Raw genomic sequence first — 20,879 nt, forward strand, 5'->3', positions numbered from 1 at the left:
ATATTGTATTCTAATTATTTTTTAACTTGTGTGGTATCTATTTTTGGTGCAGCGGCTTTTGCATCGTTGATTGGGGCGCTTTCATCTACCCAAACCTCTCCTTCTGGTTCTTTAGGATCTTTCGGATTACTTCCTTGCAATGACAGAATGTAACTCGCTACTTTCTGGATTTCTTTTGGTTTTAAGGTTCCTTTCCATGAGATCATCCCTTTACCATCTCGGCCTCCGTTTGTAATCGTGTGGAAAAGGTTTTTAATTCCTCCTCCTAAAATCCAACGGTCATCTGTTAGGTTAGGTCCAATCTGTCCTCCAGCATCGGCTCTGTGACAAGCTGCACAGTTTGTGGTAAAGATTTCTTTTCCTGCTGCTAAACTTGGTTCATCTGTTAGTAAAACAACTGTTTTTTCATCCATTAAATCTGGAGCAGTTTTCAGGTATTCTTCAACATCAATTTTTGCTTGAGCCATTTCTTTTTTCAACTCCATTTCCTGGTTGTCTGCTCCTAAAACATCATAACGAATCACATAAATAACTCCGAAAATGATACAGATGTAGAACAAATACACCCACCATGGTGGTAAATTATTGTCAAGCTCTTTGATGCCATCATAATCATGATCCATTAACAACTCGCCTTCTTTTTCAATTGGAGATGTTTTGGTTAATTTCTGCATTAAATCTTTAAACCAGGTACTCTCTTTGAAACTAAGGCTTTCTTCATATTCTTTTTTCGCTTTTTCTTCTGGTGTCATTAATTGATACATGACACGGTTTACAGCACTAAGCGTAATTTCAATTGCAATTAAAATGAATAAGAAGACAAATAAAAACAGCGACACCATAGGGTATTTTATAAATGCTGCTCTGTCACCTGAGTCTACGAAATACTCCATCAAACCAAAGACGATGAAGAAAATCAACGGTACTCTAACATATACTGGGAAAAACTTTTTCATTTTTATATCTCTTTTGTAATTACAACAAGCCCTTCATCTAAAGGAATACTACTCATTTCCTGAATTTTATCTTTTCTATAAGAGAATACCCAAAAGCCTAATCCTACAAAGAAGAAGAAGAAAATCAAGAGGGAAATAATCGGGTATAATTCTACACCCGATATTGTTTCCATATTGTGTTTTATTTGTTCGAACATAATGCTGTTATTTAGTAGTTTCTTTTACTTTAATATCAGTACCAAGTCTTTGAATGTAAGCAATCAAAGCAACGATTTCTCTTTCGTTCATAGGAACGAATTGCTCTCCTTTTGCAGCCGCTTTTTTCTTGCTGTCTTCATAACTTTTTACAAAGTCAGGATCACTCTCTAAGCTCTTTTCTATTTTAACTGCTTGATCTCTCAACGCTTTTTGTGCATTTGCAACTTCTTCTGGAGTATATGGCACACCTAAAGAAATCATGGCTTGCATTTTCTTTTGTGTTAGAGAAATATCAAGCGGTTTGTTATCGAACAACCATTTGTATCCTGGCATTATAGATCCTGCAGATGTACTTTGCGGATTCCACATGTGGTTAAAATGCCAGTTATCATTGTATTTACCTCCAACTCTTAATAAATCCGGTCCCGTACGTTTTGATCCCCATAAGAATGGATGATCGTAAACAAATTCACCAGCTTTTGACTGTACTCCATAACGTTCTACTTCACTTCTAAATGGACGAACTGACTGAGAATGACATCCCACACAACCTTCTCTGATGTATAAATCACGCCCTTCCAGTTCTAACGGCGTATATGGTTTTACACTTGAAATAGTCGGAATATTTGATTTTACCATAATCGTTGGCACAATTTGAATGATACCTCCAATTAAAATCGCAATTGTAGCCAAAATGGTTAATTGAATTGGTTTTCTTTCTAACCAAGAGTGGAATTTCTCTCCTCTTACTCTTCCGCTGCTGATTCTTTGTAAAGCAGGAGCCTGAGCTAATTCATCTTCTACTGGAGAACCTTGTTTAACTGTCATGATAATGTTGTACACCAATGTCAGCATACCAACTAAATACAAAGTACCACCAATAGCTCTCATCCAATACATTGGCATAATAGCCGTTACGGTTTCAAGGAAGTTTCCGTAAGTTAAAGTTCCGTCTGGATTAAATTGCTTCCACATAGAAGCTTGTTGAAAACCAGCTACATATAATGGAATTGTATAAACTATAATCCCTAAAGTTCCAATCCAGAAATGGAAGTTGGCCAATTTCTTAGAGAATAAATCTGTTTTGGTCATTCTTGGAATCAACCAATAAATAATCGCAAAAGACATAAAACCATTCCAAGCTAAAGCTCCAACGTGTACGTGGGCTACGATCCAGTCTGTATAGTGCGCAATAGCATTTACGTTTTTAAGAGAAAGCATCGGTCCTTCAAACGTTGCCATTCCGTATCCTGTAATCGCTACTACAAAGAATTTTAAAACTGGTTCTTCACGAACTTTATCCCAAGCACCTCTAAGCGTTAAAAGTCCGTTGATCATACCTCCCCAAGATGGAGCAATTAACATTACTGAGAAAGCTACTCCTAAATTCTGTGCCCAGTTTGGCAATGCAGAATATAATAAGTGGTGAGGCCCTGCCCAGATATAGATAAAGATTAAAGACCAAAAGTGTATGATTGATAATCTATAAGAATAAACAGGTCTGTTGGCAATCTTTGGCACAAAATAGTACATCAATCCTAAAAACGGAGTAGTCAAGAAAAATGCTACCGCGTTGTGCCCGTACCACCATTGCACTAATGCATCCTGAACTCCAGCATAAACAGAATAACTTTTTAAAGCTGAAACAGGAATTTCAATATTGTTAAAAATGTGCAGTACAGCTACTGTTACAAATGTTGCTAGATAAAACCAGATTGCTACGTACAAGTGGCGTTCTCTACGGCGTAACATGGTACCAATCATGTTGATCCCCATTACCACCCAGATTAAAGCAATTGCAATATCAATTGGCCATTCTAATTCTGCATATTCTTTAGAAGAAGTATAACCTAAAGGAAGTGTAATTGCTGCAGCTACAATAATTAACTGCCAGCCCCAGAAATGCAGATTACTTAAAAAATCACTAAACATTCTGGCTTTTAATAATCTTTGCATAGAATAATACATTCCGGCAAAGAAGGCATTACCCACAAAGGCAAAAATAACCGCATTAGTGTGTAATGGTCTTAAACGGCCGTAGCTAAGCCACGAAATCCCATCTGTAATGTTGGGAAAAAGGTACATTACCGCGAGGGTAAGTCCCACTAACATACCCACAACTCCAAAGAGTATTGTGGCGTAAATGAATTTTTTTACAATTTTGTTGTCGTAATAAAACTGTTCCATTTCCATAATTATACTTGTTTTTCTTCGATTGGTGAATTATTATTTTGGGAAATAATTTTGGTCTCATCGTCAAAAAGAATTCTGACTGAAGGTGTATAATCGTCGTCGTACTGGCCAGATTTGACAGCAATAATGAAAGCAATGAAGAAACAAATTGCTACGAAAATACTTACTGAAATTAAAAGATAAATAACACTCATACCGTAAATTTATGTTAACAAAATTACTAGGCTATTGGCGTTTAAAATATGATAATTATCATGATCAGAGAGGAATCTTAAAATTAAAAAAAATATCTTTCTAATTATTTAAAATCAATATAAATTACTATTACTGAAATAGTTAGACATCAAAGTAACAAAACTGACAATAGTAATTGTACTCAATGGCATAATGATGGCAGCAACCAACGGAAGAAGGTTTCCTGTAACCGCAAATGCTAATCCAACAACGTTGTAGAGCAATGACAAACCAAAACTCATCTTGATGATAAAAATCGCCTTATGAGAAAGCTTTAAAAAGTAATTCAAACGTGAAAATTCAGAAGCGTCCAAAATAGCATCGCAAGCTGGCGAAAAGACATTTACATTCTCTGAAATCGAAATTCCGACATTACTTTGCGCCAATGCTCCAGCATCATTCAAACCATCTCCAACCATCATGACATTCCTGCCGTTTTCCTGAAGTTTTTTTATAAATTCCAGTTTCTGATCTGGTTTTTGATTGAATACTAATTCGGTGTTTTTGGGCAGAATAGCTTCAAGATTGGCTCTTTCACCATCATTATCTCCAGAAAGTACTTTGATTTCGTAGTCTTTATTCAGTTTTGAAAAAAGCGTTTCCAATCCTTCCCTATATTGGTTTTGAAAGACAAATCGTCCGAAATAAATTCCATCAATTTTAATATGCAAAGCCGTTTTTTCAATCTCTGAACCATCAGAAACCAAATTATCGACAAATTGTCCTGAACCAATTTTAATTTCTTTATTTTCAGCAAAAGCTAGAATTCCTTTTCCAGTAATTTCTTGAAATTCAACAACATTAACTCTTTTTGTTTTGGGTAAAAAGTCATACAACATTCTACTTAATGGATGATTTGAAGCTCGTAAAACATTCTTAATCAAAACAATATTTTGATCAGAGATTAGGTCTCCTTCATATAAAATGTTCGATTTTTTATTGGTTGTAATTGTTCCTGTTTTATCAAAAACGATGGTATCCACTTTTGCCAACTGTTCAATCACAACAGCATTTTTGAGATAGAATTTCTTCTTTCCTAAAATCCTCAAAATATTACCAAAAGTAAACGGAGCTGTAAGTGCCAATGCACATGGACACGCCACAATTAAAACCGCTGTAAAAACATTAAAAGCAATATTGGCATCTATAGAAATCCAATAACCAAAACCGGCAAATGCAATCAGCAATAAAATAGGGGTAAAATAACGGCTTATCGCATCTGTTATGGTTTTGTGCTTTTGATCTACTTTTTTCTGAAAGATTTCATTACTCCATAATTGAGTTAAATAACTTTGAGAAACCGAATGTAAAACTTCCATTTCGATTACTTTTCCAATCTGTTTTCCGCCTGCAAAAACTTTATCTCCTGATTTTTTGGTAATTGGAACAGCTTCTCCTGTTACGAAACTGTAGTCAATATCGGCGCTTTCGCTAATTAAAATTCCATCAACTGGAATCAATTCCTGATTACGAATCAATAAGCGATCTCCTTTAACAACATCATAAATCGCAACATTATCTTCTGAAGCGTCTTTATTGATTTTGGTAACAGCAATCGGAAAATAGGATTTAAAATCTCTTTCAAAACTCAAAAAACTATAGGTCTTAGTTTGGAACATTTTCCCTAAAAGCATAAAGAAAACCAGACTGGCTAAACTATCAAAGAAACCAGGTCCATGATCCATAAGCATATCATAAGTACTTCGAACAAACATTACGATAATTCCCAAAGCAATTGGAATATCAATATTTAGCATTCGAGTTCTGATACTGTGATAAGCAGAAACATAATACCCGCTTGCAGAATATAAAAAACTTGGCAGTGCTAAAAGAAATATTAATAATCGGAAGAACGGTTTGTAGCTATCTAACCAGAATTCTTTCATTTCGAAATACTCTGGAAACGAAAGCAACATAATATTTCCAAAACAGAAAAAAGCGACGCCCAATTTATAAGTTAAACTTCTGTCTACTTTTGTTTTTCCTGTTTCGTAATTTTCTAAACTGATGTAAGGCTCGTAACCTATTGAACTCAACAGATACACGATTTCTTTTAGAGAAACAGTATCTGAATTGAACGTGATTCGAACTCTTTTTTCATGGAAATTAACCTGAGAAATGCTAATTCCAGGCTGTAATCGGTTTAAATTTTCTAAAATCCAAATACAAGAACTGCAATGGATATGCGGAATATTTAAAGAAACAATAGCCGTGTTTCCTTCTTGAAATTCCAATACTTTTGAAAGTATGGCTTCATTATCTAAAAAATCGTATTTTCCTGCAATGTCTTGTGGTGTGGCACCAGGCGATTTTTCGAAATCATAATAAGAGGTTAAATCGTTGCTGCTGAAAATTTCATACACTGTTTTACAGCCAGCACAACAAAACTTTTTATCATCAAAATCAATTTCTTCATTTTGTTCAATAGTCAAACCACAATGAAAACAACTTTGCTCCCTCATAAACTTGTTTTTATTTGCCACAAATTTCCAATTAAAGCCCAATTATTAAGATGATAATTGTCATATTATATTGAAATTGAATTCTAAATTTAATAAATTAAAAACAACCAAAATTAAAGGAACTTCTTATTTATAATAATTTTACCATCGAATAATGCCTAAAAATGCTAAATATGTTTAATTTTGCTGCAAACAACTATTGTCATGAATAAATGTGATCAATGCATTGTACGCCAGCTAAGCTCGTTAAAAGCCCTTAACAAAGAAGAAGTTATAAAATTAGCCAGCAGTAAAACTACTTACAAAATTAAAAAAGGGGAAGCCATTTTTGAAGAAGGCGAAGTTACCAATGGAGTATTTTGTGTGAAAGATGGTGTTGGTAAACTCTCCAAATTGAGTGCAAACGGAAAAGACCAAATCGTAAAATTGGTTAAATCTGGTGAACTTCTTGGACAACGTTCAATGATTAGCAATGAGCCGGCAAACTTAACGGCAAAAGCAATTGCAGACATGGAAGTTTGTTTTATTCCGAAAGCCGAAATTATCAATTTCTTTAACAGCAACAATCAGTTTTCTTTAAATATGATGCAGTCTGTCTGCGAAGATTTAAAAGAATCTGAGAATGAAAAAATTGCTTTAGTCCAGAAAACAGTAAAACAAAGACTGGCTGAAACTTTACTTCAATTACACGAAGCTTTTGGAGAAGATACAGATAAAACCCTGAAAGTTCAACTGACAAGAGAAGAACTTGCGGGAATTATTGGTACTGCAACAGAAAGCTGTATTCGTTTATTATCTGATTTTAATAAATCAGAATTGATTGAGTTGGTTGGTAAAAAGATTATGCTTAAAAATGTTCGTGCTTTAAAGAAACTAGCCGAAAACTAAAGCTTTTTGGCTTCGTTCCAGAAAACATCCATTTCGCTAAGCGTCATATCTGACAAAGATTTTCCTAATTCGCCTGCTTTACTTTCTAAGTATTGAAATCGTTTAATGAATTTTTTATTGGTTCTTTCCAATGCATCTTCTGGATTTACTTTTAAAAATCGGGCGTAATTAATCATTGAGAATAAAACATCTCCAAATTCGTCTTCAATTTTATCCTGATTTCCAGATTTGACTTCGTCTTGTAATTCTTGTAATTCCTCTTGTACTTTATCCCAAACCTGATGAGGTTCTTCCCAGTCAAAACCTACACCTTTTACTTTGTCCTGAATCCTGCTCGCTTTTACCAAAGCCGGAAGACTTCTTGGAACGCCTTCCAAAACAGATTTTTTACCTTCTTTTAGTTTTAATTTCTCCCAGTTTTGTTTGACTTCTTCTTCATTTTCCACTTTTACATCTCCATAAATGTGAGGATGACGATGAATGAGTTTATCGCAGATTTCATTACAGACGTCAGCAATATCAAAATCATTGGTTTCGCTACCTATTTTAGCATAAAAAACAATATGCAAAAGAAGATCTCCTAATTCTTTTTTAACTTCATTTAAATCATTATCCAGAATAGCGTCTCCCAGTTCGTAGGTTTCTTCGATTGTTAAATGTCTTAAGGTCTGCAGGGTTTGTTTTTTATCCCACGGACATTGTTCACGAAGTTCATCCATGATGTTCAATAATCTTTCAAACGCTTTTAACTGGTTTTCTCTATTCATTTTTGAAGTCTTTTTAAATTTAAAACTCGATTCTGTAAAATTAAAAAATCCTGTCAAGAAACATCTTAACAGGATTCATTTATTATGTAAAGAAAATGCTATTATTCTTCTTTTTTAGCTTTTGCTTTTTTAGCAGCCGTAGCTTTTTTAGGTTTTTCTTCAGCAACCGGAGCTTCTTCTTTTGGCTCTTCAGCAGCAGGAGCTAAATCTGTCACTAAACCTTTAGCCTGAAGCGTATTGTACCAGCTTAATACTTTTTTGATATCAGATGGATAAACTCTTTCTTCGTCATAAGTTGGAAGAATTTCTTTGAAATAAGCAGCTAAAGTAGCATTATCTTCTTTATGAGAAATCGCTTGTCCTTTGTTCTCTTTAACGGCAATTTGCTGCATTACTTCAGTTAATGGTTTTTCACCTTCATAAGTATAAATCGAAATTTCAGACAATAAACTTACATTGCTTTTTAGATTTACAGTAATCTTCTTCCCATCAATTAATGATTCCGCCACAAAACCTGTACGAGTTTGAACTTTTAATTCGTATAAACCTGGTTTTCCTGAAATGGCTAAAATTTTCGTTAAATTCATTTTATTAAAATTTGTATTAAGAATTTGATTTATTTTTTGTTTCTAAATTTCTTCAGAAAACTTATCTCCCTTTTTTGGCCGCAAAAAACTTCATTCTATATTCCTGAAACGTTTTCCCTTCAGTGATATTTTTCAGTTTCTTTTGAATTAAACGTTTTTTAAGAGACGAAATTTTATCTGTAAATAAAATTCCCTCAATATGATCGTATTCGTGCTGAATTACTCTTGCAATCAAACCGTCAAAAACTTCTGTTTTCATTACAAAATCTTCCTCACAATATTCAATTGTTACAGTTGGTTTTCTGTAAACATCTTCACGCACATCTGGAATACTCAAACATCCTTCATTAAAACCCCACTCTTCTCCTTCTTCTTTTACGATTTTAGCATTGATGAAAGTCTTTTTGAAACCTTTCAAATCTTTTTGTTCCTCTGAAGGCAGATCTTCATCGTCACTAAAAGGTGTTGTATCAATAACAAACAAACGAATTGGAAGTCCAACCTGCGGCGCCGCAAGCCCAACTCCGTACGCATTATACATCGTCTCGTACATATTTGCGATCGTTTCTTTTAGGTTTGGATATTCTGACGTAATCTCCTGCCCTACTTTTCTTAAAACAGGATCACCGTATCCTACAATTGGTAAAATCATTTGTTTTTATTTTTGTTTTTAGATGCTGAAAAAAAAGAATTAAAGTTCTAATATTTCAGCTGGCAAAAATAGTAAAAAATAGTCAATGAATAATTCTATTAGTCTATTATGTTATATTTTTTCCTAACCGCCTAAAATCTCAGCTATAATTGTGCCAAAATCACTCTTACAATTCTTACCTTTGCTAGTAAACCGCTTTCTATGATTGATAAAATTTCAAAATTTACAAACAGCACATCCTTTTTGAATGCCTCTAAAGTAACTATTGCTTCTGTTGTTCCTGTTTTAGTTTTAAATTTTTTAGGTCATTTTGAAATTGGTTTTACAATCGCTTTGGGTGCTTTTTATACCTATCCCAGTGATATTCCTAGTTCATTAATTCATAAAATAAAAGGATTAATTGCAGCTTCATTTATTGTCTCTGGTGTAAATCTTCTGGTCAATCTTGCTTATCCTTATCCTATATTATTTTATCCTTTTTTAGGAATTCTACTGTTTGCCTGTTCTATGATTTCGGTTTACGGACAGCGTGCTACCTTAATTTCATTTTCTGCTTTATTATCTATTTCCCTTTCATTTGGACATTTACACGAAGGAGTCGAAGCTTTTGAATATTCTGGTTTTATATTTATTGGAGGGATTTTATATTTAATCGTATCATTGGTATTTCATTTTGTACAGCCTTATAAATATGTTGAATTACAAATTGCAGAAGGAATCAAACTTACTGCCAAGTATTTAAAACTAAGAGGTGATTTATGGAGTCCAGAAGCAAATAGACAAGCGATTATTGAAAAACAATTGGCTGTTCAGGTCGAATTGAATCTTATTCATGAGGATTTAAGAAAAATGCTCATTGGAAACCAGAATGCATCTGGAACCACAAGTCAGAACCGAAAAATGCTTTTGGTTTTTATTACTTTGGTCGAAATTCAGGAACTCGCCCTTTATACTTCTTTTGACCACAGTAAGCTCCATGAAAAATTTGCCAAACATCCGGACGTTTTAAGAACCTATCAAAATGTCGCTTACAAACTGGCTTCTACCTTAAAAAAATTATCCAAAAATGTCAACCATATTAGCGTTTACGTCGATAAACAAGATTTAAAAAATGAATTGGATGCTTTGGAATTTGCCATTTTTGATTATGAAAAAACATTAGGAAAAGATGAAGCAGCCGAGGGTGTTTTGATACTGACCAATATGCTGAAATATGCCAAAAATCAAGTTGGAAAAATCAAAATTATTCAGCGTGCACTTTCTTTGGCAATGCAGTCTTATAAACTAAAAGATAAAGACAAAGAACTGGAGAAATTCTTAACGCCTCAATATTATCCGCTTCGAACTTTAATTGAAAATTTATCGTATTCTTCTTCGATTTTCAGACATTCGTTACGATTAACCATCACCATTTTAATTGGTTTTTTCCTTGGACAAATACTTCCCTTTCAAAATGTTTATTGGATTCTGCTCACGATAGTGGTCATCATGCGTCCAGGTTACGGATTAACAAAAGAGCGATCGTATCATAGAATGTTCGGAACTGTTTTAGGAGGAATTTTAGCATTCGGAATTGTATCTTTCATTCAGAACCATGTTGCGCTCAGCATTTTCTCTATTATCTGTATGCTTTTAGGAATTTCGTTTACTCAGATTAACTATAAAATCAGTGCCACTTTTGTGACAATGTACGTAGTTTTCATTTACGGAATCCTAACGCCAGACATCAACGAAGTGATACAATTCAGAATATTAGATTCTCTTGCAGGAGCGATTTTAGCCTTTATTGCCAATCAGTTTTTATGGCCGGCTTGGGAATTTATCAATACGCCGATTCATATCGAAAACTCCATTCGAGCCAATAGAAATTATCTTAAGGAGATTGCTGATTTTTACAATAAAAAAGGAGAAGTCCCAACCGCTTACAGATTGGCCAGAAAAAATGCATTTGTGGAAATTGGGAATCTAATGACCTCTTTTCAGCGTATGATGCAGGAACCGAAATCAAAACAGAAAACGATGCCTTTGGTTAATAAATTAGTGGTTTTAAATCACTCATTATTATCTGCTTTGGCTTCGCTTTCCACTTATATTCAGTCGCATCAGACTACATCGGCTTCAGACTCTTTCAATTATATTATCAAAACCATTTTAGCCAATTTAGATCATTCTATTGCCGTTTTAAGAAACGAAACGATTTTGACGGATACGTTTTTTGAAAAAGAAGATGTGACGCTGCAATTTGAAGAATTAAAGCGAAAAAACTTTACCAGATTAGCAGAAGATGACGAATTAGACAAAGAAACCCGTCAGGCCAAAATGCAGGAAGCCTCAATGGTTATTGAGCAGCTAATTTGGATGAGTAATCTAGCAGAAAAAATCCTTAAAAACACAACCGATCTAAAAGCAACAAATCCAGATTAATTCATCTGGATTTGTTTTTATATTCTAATAGGAGAAGCTTATTTTATTTTTAAAACTTCTGCTGTATGTTTTCTAAGCTCTGCTAAAAGCTCTGGCTTATCATTTAAAGTCTGACCATAAGAAGGAATCATTGTTTTCAATTTCGCTTCCCATTCTGGTGTTTTAATTTGATTAGTAAAACATCTGCTGATTAAATCAATCATAATTCCTACTGCTGTCGAAGCTCCTGGCGAAGCACCTAACAAAACAGCTAAACTTCCATCATGCGTACTGATTACTTCTGTACCGAATTCCAAAACACCACCCTCTTTTTCATCTTTTTTGATTACTTGAACACGCTGTCCCGCTTTTTCCAATTTCCAATCTTTAGAACGAGCTGTCGGTAAATATTCGCGTAAAGCTTTCATTCTGTCTTTTGGAGACTGACGAACCTGCTCAATCAAATATTTAGTCAAAGGAATATTATGATATCCTGCTGCTAACATCGGAATTAAATTGTTACGTTTAATTGACATTGGCAGATCCATATAAGAACCGTTTTTCAAGAAACGAGTTGAAAACCCTGCAAACGGCCCAAAAAGCAATGCTTTTTCACCGTCAATCACACGGGTATCAATATGAGGAACAGACATTGGAGGCGCTCCAACACTTGCTTTTCCGTATACTTTTGCCTGGTGCTTTGCAATAACTTCTGGATTAGTACATTTCAGCCATTGTCCACTTACTGGAAAACCTCCATAACCATTTCCTTCAGGCACATTTGCTTTTTCTAATAATGGCAAAGAACCACCACCAGCTCCAATAAATACAAATTTAGTATAGGCTTTACGAATTTTGCCTGTTGATAAATCTTTAATTTTAATTCTCCAAGATTTATCCTCACGTTGTCTCAATTTTTTAACCTCATGATTGAAGAATAAAGAAACGCCGTCCAGTTTTTCCAAGTAGTTGAACATGCTTCTCGTTAAAGCACCAAAATTTACATCGGTACCAATTTCCATATGAGTTGCAGCTAGCTTTTCTTCAGCTTCACGTCCTTCCATTACCAACGGCATCCATTCTTGAAGCTGTTTAAAATCGGTACTGAAAGTCATATCAGCAAAGATTGGATTGCTCTGAAGAGCTTCGAATCTCTTTTTTAAATAATCAACATTTTTATCTCCCCACACAAAACTCATATGAGGAACACTTCTAATAAAATTTTCTGGAGAAGGCACTTTGTTCTGCTGTACTAAATAAGACCAAAATTGGCGCGAAATCTCGAATGATTCAGCGATACTTATTGCTTTTTTAGGATCGATACTGCCGTCTGCCTTTTCTGGAGTGTAATTTAATTCACAAAAAGCGGAGTGTCCTGTTCCTGCATTATTCCAAGCATCAGAGCTTTCAGCGGCGGCAACATCTAATCTTTCGTAAATTTCAATTTTTATATCAGGTTGTAATTCTTTCAAAATTACTCCTAGAGTGGCACTCATAATTCCAGCTCCAATGAGTACTACATCACTATTTGAACGTATGGTTTCGTCAGGCATAACAGTATTTTTATTTAAAGCGCAAAGGTACTTTTTTAATTGCAAAAAAAAACTAATTTTTACAAGATAAAAGTTAGGATTTTCTAAAAACCATTAAATTATAAATAAAAAATTCGACGAAGAGTGTTATTTTTTTGAGGAAAGATAATCTTGAAGCATAATTGTAGCCGAAATTTCATCTATCAAACCTTTATTCTGACGCTGCTTTTTACTTAACCCGCTGTCGATCATGGTTTGGAATGCCATTTTGGATGTAAAACGTTCATCAACCCGAATCACTTTCATATCCGGAAAAATGTTCGAAAAATGTTTTGCGAATCCATTTATTACAGAAGCACTTTCTGAAGGCTGACCGTTCATTTGTTTAGGTTCGCCAATTAGAACAGCTTCCACTTTTTCTTTTGCAAAATAATCTTTTAAAAAATCAGTCAAAGTATGTGTTGGAATTGTAGTTAAACCTGATGCAATAATCTGCATTTCGTCTGTAACAGCAATTCCTGTGCGTTTTTGTCCGTAATCTATGGAGAGAATTCTTGGCATGTTTTGATTTTTTTGTAAAAGGTAGAAAGTAAAATTAGAATGCTTATTCAAAGAGTGTCTTTATATTTTATAAAACCGAAAACGACGACAATATTATTCTCGGTATCAACCTCATAAACTGAAACATAACCTTTAAAAACATAATCTCTAATATTTTCATCATCAAAGTATCTAGATTTTTTAAAGAGAAAAGGATGTTTTAAATCTTTTTTAATATTTCTAAGCAAATCTTTCCTAAACTTTAGAGCTGCTCTGGGTTTATCTTTATAAATATAATGAACTTGTTCTTTTAATAATTTTAAAAATTCATTCGAAATTTTAATTATCATATTCCGAAAATGTATTATCTAAAATAGAATCAACTTCATCTATTGAATACAACTTTTCATTACCGCTTTTTAATTTAGTATAAGCTGCATGCACTTTTTCTTTATCATTTTTGAAATCAGAATCTTCTTCAATAATTGTCAATTCATTAGGAGAAAATCGACTTAATAACTTAAGCACTTTCTCTCTAATCTCTGGCTGAAACTCTAATCTAATCGCTTCCATAATACTTCCATTTTACATACAAATATAAACCTTTTTAAATTTATGTTTTTTAAATTGGACTTAAAAGCAAAAAATCCGCCCCGAAAAAATTCAAGACGGACTCTATCCAAATATTCAAACCTAAAAAATAACTCAAATTTATCTTCCGAATAATCGGCCGAAAAAGCCTCTATGCTCTTCCTCTTCTCCATCCTCTTCTGCATTGTAATTAGCAAATTTAGACTGCGCTTTTTCGTTTTCGAAAATCAACTCCTTAATATATTCAACGTAACTTCTCTTCTTTTCTTCCAAAAATCCGATTAAGTATTTTTCGCTGAATTCAACACCGCTTGCTGCTTCGATTTGCAATAGTTTTTTGTATAATGGCTCAATGTGCATTGCAATTACTTCTTGTGGCACAGATTGTCTTCTGGCAAAATAATTCACAATTACATCATTTTCATCTCGGGCAATTTCAAAATCTGTAATAACCCAATAATATCTTCCAGACTTTGCTAAATTCTTTACAATGGCATGAAAGTTTTTCCCTTGCTTTAGATTTTCCCAAAGCACTTTAAAAATAACTTTTGGCATATCTGGGTGACGAATAATATTATGGGGCTGTCCCATTAATTCGTAATCTTCATAACCGCAAACGTCTACAAACACTTCGTTGGCATACTCGATAATACCAAATGCATTTGTTTTACTCATAATAACTTGTGTTTTATCCCAAGTTACCTCTTTGTCAATTATGACTCTGTTCTGAAGGTGATTTTCTTGATTCATATTATACTGCTTATATGATTAATGTTATTGAATGGAATGTTTTTCAATGATGCGAAATTAGAGAGAAGAAAAAATAGAAAATCTGACTTTTGTCATATTTTGACACAAAAAAAACTTTTAGTGGTAGTCTGAAAAGAAATTCCAAAATCGAAACTCCAAATCACAAAATCTAAAACTCCACAGACTTTACAAATAAGAAACAAAAAGTTAAATCTGTAACATTTTCAAATCGTTTTGCCTTTTTGCATTTATACAAATACGTTATCTTTGCCAAAAATTTAAACGTATGAATTCTTTACAGACTATAATCGAACAAGCTTGGGAAAACAGAGCTTTATTACAAGAAACTACAACTACAGATGCCATTAGAGAAGTTATCGAATTGGTAGACGCAGGGAAATTACGTGTTGCTGAACCAGTTGGTGACAAATGGCAGGTAAACGAATGGGTTAAGAAAGCGGTTGTGATGTATTTCCCAATTCAAAAAATGGAAACATGGGAATCTGGTATTTTCGAATATCACGATAAAATGTTACTTAAGAGAGATTATGCAGCAAAAGGAATTCGTGTAGTACCAAACGCTGTTGCTCGTTATGGCGCTTACATTTCTAGCGGTGTTATCTTAATGCCAAGTTATGTAAATATTGGTGCTTATGTTGACGAAGGTACAATGGTTGATACATGGGCAACTGTTGGAAGCTGTGCGCAAATTGGTAAAAACGTTCACTTAAGTGGTGGTGTTGGTATTGGTGGTGTTTTGGAACCATTACAAGCTGCTCCAGTAATTATCGAAGACGGTGCATTCATCGGATCTCGTTGTATTGTTGTTGAAGGTGTGCACGTTGGAAAAGAAGCTGTTCTAGGTGCTAATGTATGCTTAACTGCTTCTACTAAAATTATTGATGTTACAGGTGACGAACCAGTTGAAATGAAAGGTTTTGTTCCTGCTCGTTCTGTAGTTATTCCTGGAAGTTATACTAAAAAATTCGCTGCTGGAGAATATCAAGTTCCTTGTGCTTTAATCATTGGAACTCGTAAACCATCTACAGACTTAAAAACATCTTTAAACAATGCTCTTCGTGAATACGATGTTGCGGTATAGATTTTAAAATTAGTACTATATTATAGGGCGGTATTTACCGCCCTTTTTTTTATAAACCCAATAAAAAAACAAACAAAAATCTTACAAAAATAAAAAAGTAAGAAAATTATATTAAATTTGCATTCTTAAAAATCTTCTGAAAAAGAAGATGATTATTTTTATATGCATCTTTAAATGAAAAATTACACATCCAGTTTAAAAGTATTTCTCTATAGATATTTCTTGATTTTTTTAGTTTATCAAATTTGTAATATCTTATTTTACGCTTTAAACACTGAGTACTTTGATAATATAACACTACAAAATATTATAGGTAGTATTTTATTTGATTTTTCATCTATTTCATATATAACCTTTATTTTCTTAATCGCACACGCAATTCCGGGAAATTTTAAGTATCGCCAAAGCTATCAGACTATATTAAAAATTTCTTTCTTCTTAGTCAATCTTTTGTTTGTGGCTGCAAATCTTATTGACATTATATATTTCCGGTTCACAGGAAGAAGAAGCACATTCAGCATGATTACTGCAAAAGGAATGGAGAAAGAAGCTCTGGGTTTATTTTTTTCCTTTATAATAGAATTTTGGTATATCCCATTATTACTTATTATTCTTAGCATTCTTTTTTGGAAATCAATACCAAATTTTAAAAACAAAAGCGAAATAAAGCATTTCACAAAACAGAAATTCTTAAAACAATCTTTTTATTTTCTAACCTCTGCTTTTTTACTGTTAATTATAGCTCGCGGAGGATTTCAAAAGAAACCGCTTCGAATTGTAGATGCTGCTAGATACAGCTCTTGTAAAAACGCTCCGCTTATTTTAAATACTTCTTTTTGCATATTAAAAACGATATTTCAAAAAGACGATATTGAGAAAGTTAATTATTTTGATCAAAAAAGTCTTGACTCAATTTACAAACCAATCTTATCTTTCAAAAAAGCTGGAACAGTAAATAAAAAAAATGTCGTAATCATTATACTGGAAAGTTTTGGTCATGAAAATATCAACAAAAAGCAAACCCCTTTTTTAGATTCTTTAATAACAAAATCTTACTATTTTAAAAATGGTTTTGCCAACGGAAAAGTATCTATCGACGCTGTTCCATCGATTATTTCAAGCATTCCTAGTTTAATGAACAACTCTTTTATCATTTCTAGTTATTCATTGAACAAAACGAACAGTTTACCTAAAATCCTTAAAAAAGAAGGATATGCTACTTCTTTTTTCCATGGAGCTTTTAATGGCAGTCAGAATTTTGATCAATATTCGAAAGCTTCGGGTTTTGAACAATATTATGGTAAAGATGAATATATAGGTCCCGAAGCTTTTGATGGGAAATGGGGAATTTTTGATGAAGAATTTTTACAGTTTTTTGCCAAAAAATTATCCACTTTCAAAGAACCTTTCTTTAGTTCTATTTTTACTATTTCTTCTCATAATCCTTACAGAATACCAGAACGATATAAAAATAAATTTCCTAAAGGAACAACAGTCGTACAGGAAAGCATTGCTTATACCGATTACTCTCTAAAACTTTTTTTTGAAAAAGCCAAAACACAAAAATGGTACAACAATACATTATTTGTAATTTCTGCCGATCACACTTCATCTAGTGGAGAATCAGAAATAGATAAAACTATAATTGGCAAATTTCATATCCCAATTTTATTTTTCGACCCAGGCAATCCAAATTTTTATGGCGCAAACGAAAAGAATTTCCAACAAATCGATATTATGCCCAGTATAGTGGAATATTTAGGCATAAAAACAGATTTAATTTGTTTCGGGAAAAGCTTCAAAAGCGATCAAAACTTTGCCGTATTCTATTTACAGGGAATTTATCATTGTGTTCAAGATGAATATTACCTAGCCTTTGCAAACAATCAGGTTATTGGATTATATAACTGGAAAAAAGATCCTTTATTAAAGAATGATTTACAAACAAAAAATACATTTAAAACATTACAAATTTCAAATTTTTTAAAAGCATACATTCAAAACTTTAACGAACGAGTGATAGATAACAGACTCAGCATCTAATACTCTTTCGTTAAGTTCAAAAGCATTACAATATCCCTCCAAATGTTTTACAATTCAAATTCTTTTTGATTTTATTTTTTCTTGTAAAACAAAAAAATACCACGCTTTAGAGTAAAAAAATATTACTAATTAAATTACAAAAAATGATTCCAAAAAAGATACATTTTTGTTGGTATGGACGTGGTGCATATAATGATGTTATAAAAAAATGCATTGAATCGTGGAGCGCTAAACTTCCGGATTATGAAATAAAAAAATGGGACGAGTCCAATACCCCTTTTGATAAGCTTCCATTTTTAAGAATACTATACAAGCAAAAAAAATGGTCGTTTATCTCTGACTATATGAGATTATACTCTATTTACACAGAAGGAGGCATCTATCTAGACACTGATATTGAACTTTTGAAAAATTTCAAGGAATTGCTTTCCGAAGATTCTTTCGTTGGCTTTCAAACAAATTTAGATAATAAGTATCCTTTGAATTCAGCAGTTATTGGAGCAGTAAAAAACAGTAGTTTTATATTAGATTGCATTAAAGCTACTGAACGCAAACAAAGATTACACTTTAATGCAATGGGAGGCCCTCCGATTGTGACCAGTGTTTTGTACAAATATGGTTTAAATACCTATAAAAAACAGCATCTCAAAAAAGTACTCCTGCTTCCTACCGAATACTTTTATCCATTTTCATGGCTGGAAAAATTCACTTCAGATTGCGTTACTGAAAACACTATCTGTATCCATTGGTGGGAAGACTCTTGGGTAAACAAAAAAAAGGATTTAGCTTACTTTATTGATAGCGCCAAACGAAAAATAGAAAAAGCGCCTCTAATTTTTCTTAATCGAATAAAATATTTTTTAAATAGAGAGAAATTCTATCATATCAATAATGATGTTTAATTCTTAAGTAATTCCTTTTTACAAAGAACACATGAAACTTCTGATATACCAAAAGTTTCATGTGTTCTAAAATTGCTTTTCTTAAACCTCAAGAAAGGCGTAAAAAGTAACAGCCTTGCTACCTAAATTTTTATTTATTTTCTTTTTGGATTTTAAGTAGTTTAACATATTTCACATAAGAAAAAAATGCTTGAATCACTGCCATTGCCAACCCATCAGTACCATTAAAAACACCTTTCTTGAAAAAATAACAACGTATAAAAGCAACTGTCCCGTTTAAGACTGGCTTAAAAGCATTTATTCTTTTTCCTTTTTCATAAAGTTGCTGTGCATGCCATCCAGAATATTGATTCTTTTTAGCAATAATCTGGTCATAAGAATCCCAGCCGTAGTGCAAAATATGTACAGATACTTTCTTCTCATTCTTAGTTATGACTTTCTGATGTATTACAGCATCAGAGAAATGTGCAGATTGTTTGTTGAAAAAACGTACTTTCTGATCTGGATACCAACCCGAAAAATCAATAAGCTTATCTCTTAAAAAGTTCTTAACCCTAAAACTAAAAGCATCGTAATTTCCCTCTAGATACTTTTTACTTAAAATAAAATCTTCTGCATCTTTATCAATAAATTCATCAGCATCAAGGTTTAAAACCCAGTCGTTCTTACAGAAAGGAAGCCCGTATGCACGTTGAGGACCATCTCCTAAATAGGCTTGTTCTACCACTTTTGCCCCTTTTTCTTTAGCTATTTCAACTGTACGGTCTTTACTAAAGGAATCAACTATAACTACTTCGTCGCAGACTTTAAGCAAAGCATCAATACATTTTCCAATGTTTTTCTCTTCGTTGAAAGTAATAATCAAACCACTAATTTCCATTCTTAATTTAAATTTATCTAGGCGCAAAAATATAACTTTTTAATTTACTTTAATCTAATTAATCCCATCTCTTGTACACTTCATAAAATAGTTTGTAATTTAGCGACTCCAAAGCGAATTCATAATACCACATGAGAATACTTATTATCCAGCAAAAAAGAATTGGAGATGTTTTAACGAGCACCATAATCTGTAACAATTTAAAATCTAAATTTCCTGATTCGGTAATTGATTACATGTGTTATCCTAATTCTGTAGATGTACTAAAAGAGAATCCAAATATTGACAATATTGTTGTGCTGACAAATAAAGTCAGAAAATCGATTCCTTCTCTATTTAAATTCATTTTTCAGATTCGTAACAAAAAATACGACGCTGTAATAGATGTCTATTCTAAACTTGAAAGTAACTTAATTACTTTGTTTTCTGGAGCTAAATACAAGGTTTCTTATCGTAAATCATATACAAAACTAATCTACAATTACACTTATGAGCGTTTTGATGCAGTTGAATCTGAACACGGATTAGCAATTGAGAACAGATTATTGCTTTTGAAACCTTTTATATCTGAAAAAATAACCAATGTAAAACCAAAGATATTTTTAAAAGATTCTGAAATTGAAGAAGCAAAAAACATCTTAAAGAGTTTTAATGTGGATACGGCAAAACCGTTGATTATGTTTGGCATTTTAGGAAGCGAACCTTTTAAAACATATCCTCTAGAAGGAATGGCAAAAATTATAGATTTCACAGTTGCAAAAACCAACGCAACAATAATTTTTAACTACGTTCCATTTCAAAAAGATTTGGCATTGGAAGTTTATAATTACTGCACAGAAGAAACAAAAAAACATATTGTTTTTGACTTATACTGCACTGAGCTTCGTACATTTTTAGCTTTACTTTCTCAATGTGAAATGCTGATTGGAAACGAAGGCGGAGCAGTTAATATGGCAAAAGCACTAGAAATTCCGACTTTTTCAATATTTACGCCTTCTGTTAGAAAAGAAACTTGGCAGTTATTTGAAAATGAAGCTAAAAATGCTTCTATTCACTTAAAAGACTTAAAACCGGAAATATACGAACAACATACAGAGCAATATATAAAAGATCATACTTTTGAATATTATGCTGAATATCCTTTACCTTTAATGCTGGAAAAATTAGACGCTTATTTTCAAGAATACAAAAATTGAAAA

At 32.9% G+C, this 20,879-nt stretch carries 20 protein-coding genes; 6 read left to right on the forward strand and 14 right to left on the reverse strand.

Annotated features, from left to right (window positions below; genetic code table 11):
* Nucleotides 1-14: 14 nt before the first annotated feature.
* From BM289_RS04470 to BM289_RS04490, 5 genes are all read right to left on the reverse strand, one after another.
* Nucleotides 15-956 (reverse strand): cbb3-type cytochrome c oxidase N-terminal domain-containing protein, encoded by a 942-nt coding sequence (locus BM289_RS04470; RefSeq protein ID WP_091491189.1) that lies wholly within the window; start codon nucleotides 954-956, stop codon nucleotides 15-17.
* Nucleotides 957-958: 2 nt separating this feature from the next.
* A complete protein-coding gene (locus tag BM289_RS04475) occupies nucleotides 959-1,153 on the reverse strand; it encodes a CcoQ/FixQ family Cbb3-type cytochrome c oxidase assembly chaperone (protein ID WP_091491191.1) in 195 nt (64 codons plus the stop codon).
* Between the two features lie 7 nt (nucleotides 1,154-1,160).
* On the reverse strand, nucleotides 1,161-3,347 hold the full coding sequence (gene ccoN / locus BM289_RS04480) for a cytochrome-c oxidase, cbb3-type subunit I (protein ID WP_091491192.1): 2,187 nt from the start codon (nucleotides 3,345-3,347) through the stop codon (nucleotides 1,161-1,163).
* A 2-nt stretch (nucleotides 3,348-3,349) separates the two neighbouring features.
* On the reverse strand, nucleotides 3,350-3,541 hold the full coding sequence (ccoS, locus tag BM289_RS04485; protein ID WP_091491194.1) for a cbb3-type cytochrome oxidase assembly protein CcoS: 192 nt from the start codon (nucleotides 3,539-3,541) through the stop codon (nucleotides 3,350-3,352).
* Nucleotides 3,542-3,655: 114 nt separating this feature from the next.
* The gene (locus tag BM289_RS04490; protein WP_091491196.1) at nucleotides 3,656-6,043 is read right to left on the reverse strand and encodes a heavy metal translocating P-type ATPase; all 2,388 of its coding nucleotides are present in this window, start codon (nucleotides 6,041-6,043) and stop codon (nucleotides 3,656-3,658) included.
* A gap of 204 nt (nucleotides 6,044-6,247) precedes the next feature.
* Between BM289_RS04490 and BM289_RS04495 the strand changes: the two genes are divergently transcribed.
* Nucleotides 6,248-6,931 carry a Crp/Fnr family transcriptional regulator gene (locus BM289_RS04495; protein WP_091491198.1) on the forward strand — a complete coding sequence of 228 codons (684 nt, stop codon included), beginning with the start codon at nucleotides 6,248-6,250 and terminating at the stop codon, nucleotides 6,929-6,931.
* Here BM289_RS04495 and mazG read toward each other — a convergent pair.
* From mazG to def, 3 genes are all read right to left on the reverse strand, one after another.
* Entirely contained in the window at nucleotides 6,928-7,698 is a 771-nt protein-coding gene (mazG, locus tag BM289_RS04500; RefSeq protein ID WP_091491558.1) for a nucleoside triphosphate pyrophosphohydrolase, read from the reverse strand. The two genes, BM289_RS04495 and mazG, sit on opposite strands and share 4 nt — an antisense overlap.
* Before the next feature lie 101 nt (nucleotides 7,699-7,799).
* Nucleotides 7,800-8,285 carry a DUF5606 family protein gene (locus tag BM289_RS04505; protein ID WP_091491199.1) on the reverse strand — a complete coding sequence of 162 codons (486 nt, stop codon included), beginning with the start codon at nucleotides 8,283-8,285 and terminating at the stop codon, nucleotides 7,800-7,802.
* Between the two features lie 61 nt (nucleotides 8,286-8,346).
* Entirely contained in the window at nucleotides 8,347-8,937 is a 591-nt protein-coding gene (gene def, locus BM289_RS04510; RefSeq protein WP_091491201.1) for a peptide deformylase, read from the reverse strand.
* 201 nt (nucleotides 8,938-9,138) lie between these two features.
* Between def and BM289_RS04515 the strand changes: the two genes are divergently transcribed.
* Nucleotides 9,139-11,361 carry an FUSC family protein gene (locus tag BM289_RS04515; RefSeq protein ID WP_091491203.1) on the forward strand — a complete coding sequence of 741 codons (2,223 nt, stop codon included), beginning with the start codon at nucleotides 9,139-9,141 and terminating at the stop codon, nucleotides 11,359-11,361.
* Nucleotides 11,362-11,399: 38 nt separating this feature from the next.
* Here BM289_RS04515 and BM289_RS04520 read toward each other — a convergent pair whose 3' ends face one another.
* The 5 genes from BM289_RS04520 to BM289_RS04540 all read right to left on the reverse strand — a co-directional run bounded on the left by BM289_RS04520 (nucleotide 11,400) and on the right by BM289_RS04540 (nucleotide 14,753).
* Complete coding sequence (locus BM289_RS04520; RefSeq protein ID WP_091491204.1) at nucleotides 11,400-12,893, reverse strand: malate:quinone oxidoreductase; 1,494 nt, start codon at nucleotides 12,891-12,893, stop codon at nucleotides 11,400-11,402.
* Between the two features lie 126 nt (nucleotides 12,894-13,019).
* The gene (gene ruvX, locus BM289_RS04525) at nucleotides 13,020-13,433 is read right to left on the reverse strand and encodes a Holliday junction resolvase RuvX (protein ID WP_091491560.1); all 414 of its coding nucleotides are present in this window, start codon (nucleotides 13,431-13,433) and stop codon (nucleotides 13,020-13,022) included.
* Between the two features lie 47 nt (nucleotides 13,434-13,480).
* On the reverse strand, nucleotides 13,481-13,762 hold the full coding sequence (locus BM289_RS04530; RefSeq protein ID WP_091491206.1) for a type II toxin-antitoxin system RelE/ParE family toxin: 282 nt from the start codon (nucleotides 13,760-13,762) through the stop codon (nucleotides 13,481-13,483).
* The gene (locus tag BM289_RS04535; protein ID WP_091491207.1) at nucleotides 13,752-13,985 is read right to left on the reverse strand and encodes a hypothetical protein; all 234 of its coding nucleotides are present in this window, start codon (nucleotides 13,983-13,985) and stop codon (nucleotides 13,752-13,754) included. Before BM289_RS04535 ends, BM289_RS04530 begins: the two co-directional genes overlap by 11 nt.
* Nucleotides 13,986-14,123: 138 nt before the next feature.
* Nucleotides 14,124-14,753: a PAS domain-containing protein gene (locus BM289_RS04540; RefSeq protein WP_091491209.1), complete on the reverse strand. Its 630-nt coding sequence runs from the start codon at nucleotides 14,751-14,753 to the stop codon at nucleotides 14,124-14,126.
* A gap of 286 nt (nucleotides 14,754-15,039) precedes the next feature.
* On the opposite strand from BM289_RS04540, the gene BM289_RS04545 reads away from it, so the two are divergent.
* The 3 genes from BM289_RS04545 (at nucleotide 15,040) to BM289_RS04555 (ending at nucleotide 18,800) form a co-directional block, all read left to right on the forward strand.
* Nucleotides 15,040-15,855: a 2,3,4,5-tetrahydropyridine-2,6-dicarboxylate N-succinyltransferase gene (locus BM289_RS04545; RefSeq protein WP_091491210.1), complete on the forward strand. Its 816-nt coding sequence runs from the start codon at nucleotides 15,040-15,042 to the stop codon at nucleotides 15,853-15,855.
* 456 nt (nucleotides 15,856-16,311) lie between these two features.
* Nucleotides 16,312-17,898 carry an LTA synthase family protein gene (locus BM289_RS04550; protein ID WP_244165323.1) on the forward strand — a complete coding sequence of 529 codons (1,587 nt, stop codon included), beginning with the start codon at nucleotides 16,312-16,314 and terminating at the stop codon, nucleotides 17,896-17,898.
* 143 nt (nucleotides 17,899-18,041) lie between these two features.
* Entirely contained in the window at nucleotides 18,042-18,800 is a 759-nt protein-coding gene (locus BM289_RS04555) for a glycosyltransferase family 32 protein (RefSeq protein WP_091491214.1), read from the forward strand.
* 130 nt (nucleotides 18,801-18,930) lie between these two features.
* On the opposite strand, the gene BM289_RS04560 is transcribed toward BM289_RS04555, so the two are convergent.
* Nucleotides 18,931-19,680: a glycosyltransferase family 2 protein gene (locus BM289_RS04560; protein WP_091491215.1), complete on the reverse strand. Its 750-nt coding sequence runs from the start codon at nucleotides 19,678-19,680 to the stop codon at nucleotides 18,931-18,933.
* 131 nt (nucleotides 19,681-19,811) lie between these two features.
* Between BM289_RS04560 and BM289_RS04565 the strand changes: the two genes are divergently transcribed.
* Entirely contained in the window at nucleotides 19,812-20,876 is a 1,065-nt protein-coding gene (locus BM289_RS04565) for a glycosyltransferase family 9 protein (RefSeq protein WP_091491217.1), read from the forward strand.
* The last annotated feature ends 3 nt before the right edge of the window (nucleotides 20,877-20,879 follow it).

It is taken from the genome of Flavobacterium phragmitis (assembly GCF_900112575.1).
Classification (GTDB): Bacteria; Bacteroidota; Bacteroidia; order Flavobacteriales; family Flavobacteriaceae; genus Flavobacterium; species Flavobacterium phragmitis.

Coding starts and splice junctions, on each gene's coding strand:
- BM289_RS04470 (WP_091491189.1), bottom strand. CDS start 956: ATGAAAAAGTTTTTCCCAGTATATGTTAGAGTACCGTTGATTTTCTTC.
- BM289_RS04475 (WP_091491191.1), bottom strand. CDS start 1,153: ATGTTCGAACAAATAAAACACAATATGGAAACAATATCGGGTGTAGAA.
- ccoN (WP_091491192.1), bottom strand. CDS start 3,347: ATGGAAATGGAACAGTTTTATTACGACAACAAAATTGTAAAAAAATTC.
- ccoS (WP_091491194.1), bottom strand. CDS start 3,541: ATGAGTGTTATTTATCTTTTAATTTCAGTAAGTATTTTCGTAGCAATT.
- BM289_RS04490 (WP_091491196.1), bottom strand. CDS start 6,043: ATGAGGGAGCAAAGTTGTTTTCATTGTGGTTTGACTATTGAACAAAAT.
- BM289_RS04495 (WP_091491198.1), top strand. CDS start 6,248: ATGAATAAATGTGATCAATGCATTGTACGCCAGCTAAGCTCGTTAAAA.
- mazG (WP_091491558.1), bottom strand. CDS start 7,698: ATGAATAGAGAAAACCAGTTAAAAGCGTTTGAAAGATTATTGAACATC.
- BM289_RS04505 (WP_091491199.1), bottom strand. CDS start 8,285: ATGAATTTAACGAAAATTTTAGCCATTTCAGGAAAACCAGGTTTATAC.
- def (WP_091491201.1), bottom strand. CDS start 8,937: ATGATTTTACCAATTGTAGGATACGGTGATCCTGTTTTAAGAAAAGTA.
- BM289_RS04515 (WP_091491203.1), top strand. CDS start 9,139: ATGATTGATAAAATTTCAAAATTTACAAACAGCACATCCTTTTTGAAT.
- BM289_RS04520 (WP_091491204.1), bottom strand. CDS start 12,893: ATGCCTGACGAAACCATACGTTCAAATAGTGATGTAGTACTCATTGGA.
- ruvX (WP_091491560.1), bottom strand. CDS start 13,433: ATGCCAAGAATTCTCTCCATAGATTACGGACAAAAACGCACAGGAATT.
- BM289_RS04530 (WP_091491206.1), bottom strand. CDS start 13,762: ATGATAATTAAAATTTCGAATGAATTTTTAAAATTATTAAAAGAACAA.
- BM289_RS04535 (WP_091491207.1), bottom strand. CDS start 13,985: ATGGAAGCGATTAGATTAGAGTTTCAGCCAGAGATTAGAGAGAAAGTG.
- BM289_RS04540 (WP_091491209.1), bottom strand. CDS start 14,753: ATGAATCAAGAAAATCACCTTCAGAACAGAGTCATAATTGACAAAGAG.
- BM289_RS04545 (WP_091491210.1), top strand. CDS start 15,040: ATGAATTCTTTACAGACTATAATCGAACAAGCTTGGGAAAACAGAGCT.
- BM289_RS04555 (WP_091491214.1), top strand. CDS start 18,042: ATGATTCCAAAAAAGATACATTTTTGTTGGTATGGACGTGGTGCATAT.
- BM289_RS04560 (WP_091491215.1), bottom strand. CDS start 19,680: ATGGAAATTAGTGGTTTGATTATTACTTTCAACGAAGAGAAAAACATT.
- BM289_RS04565 (WP_091491217.1), top strand. CDS start 19,812: ATGAGAATACTTATTATCCAGCAAAAAAGAATTGGAGATGTTTTAACG.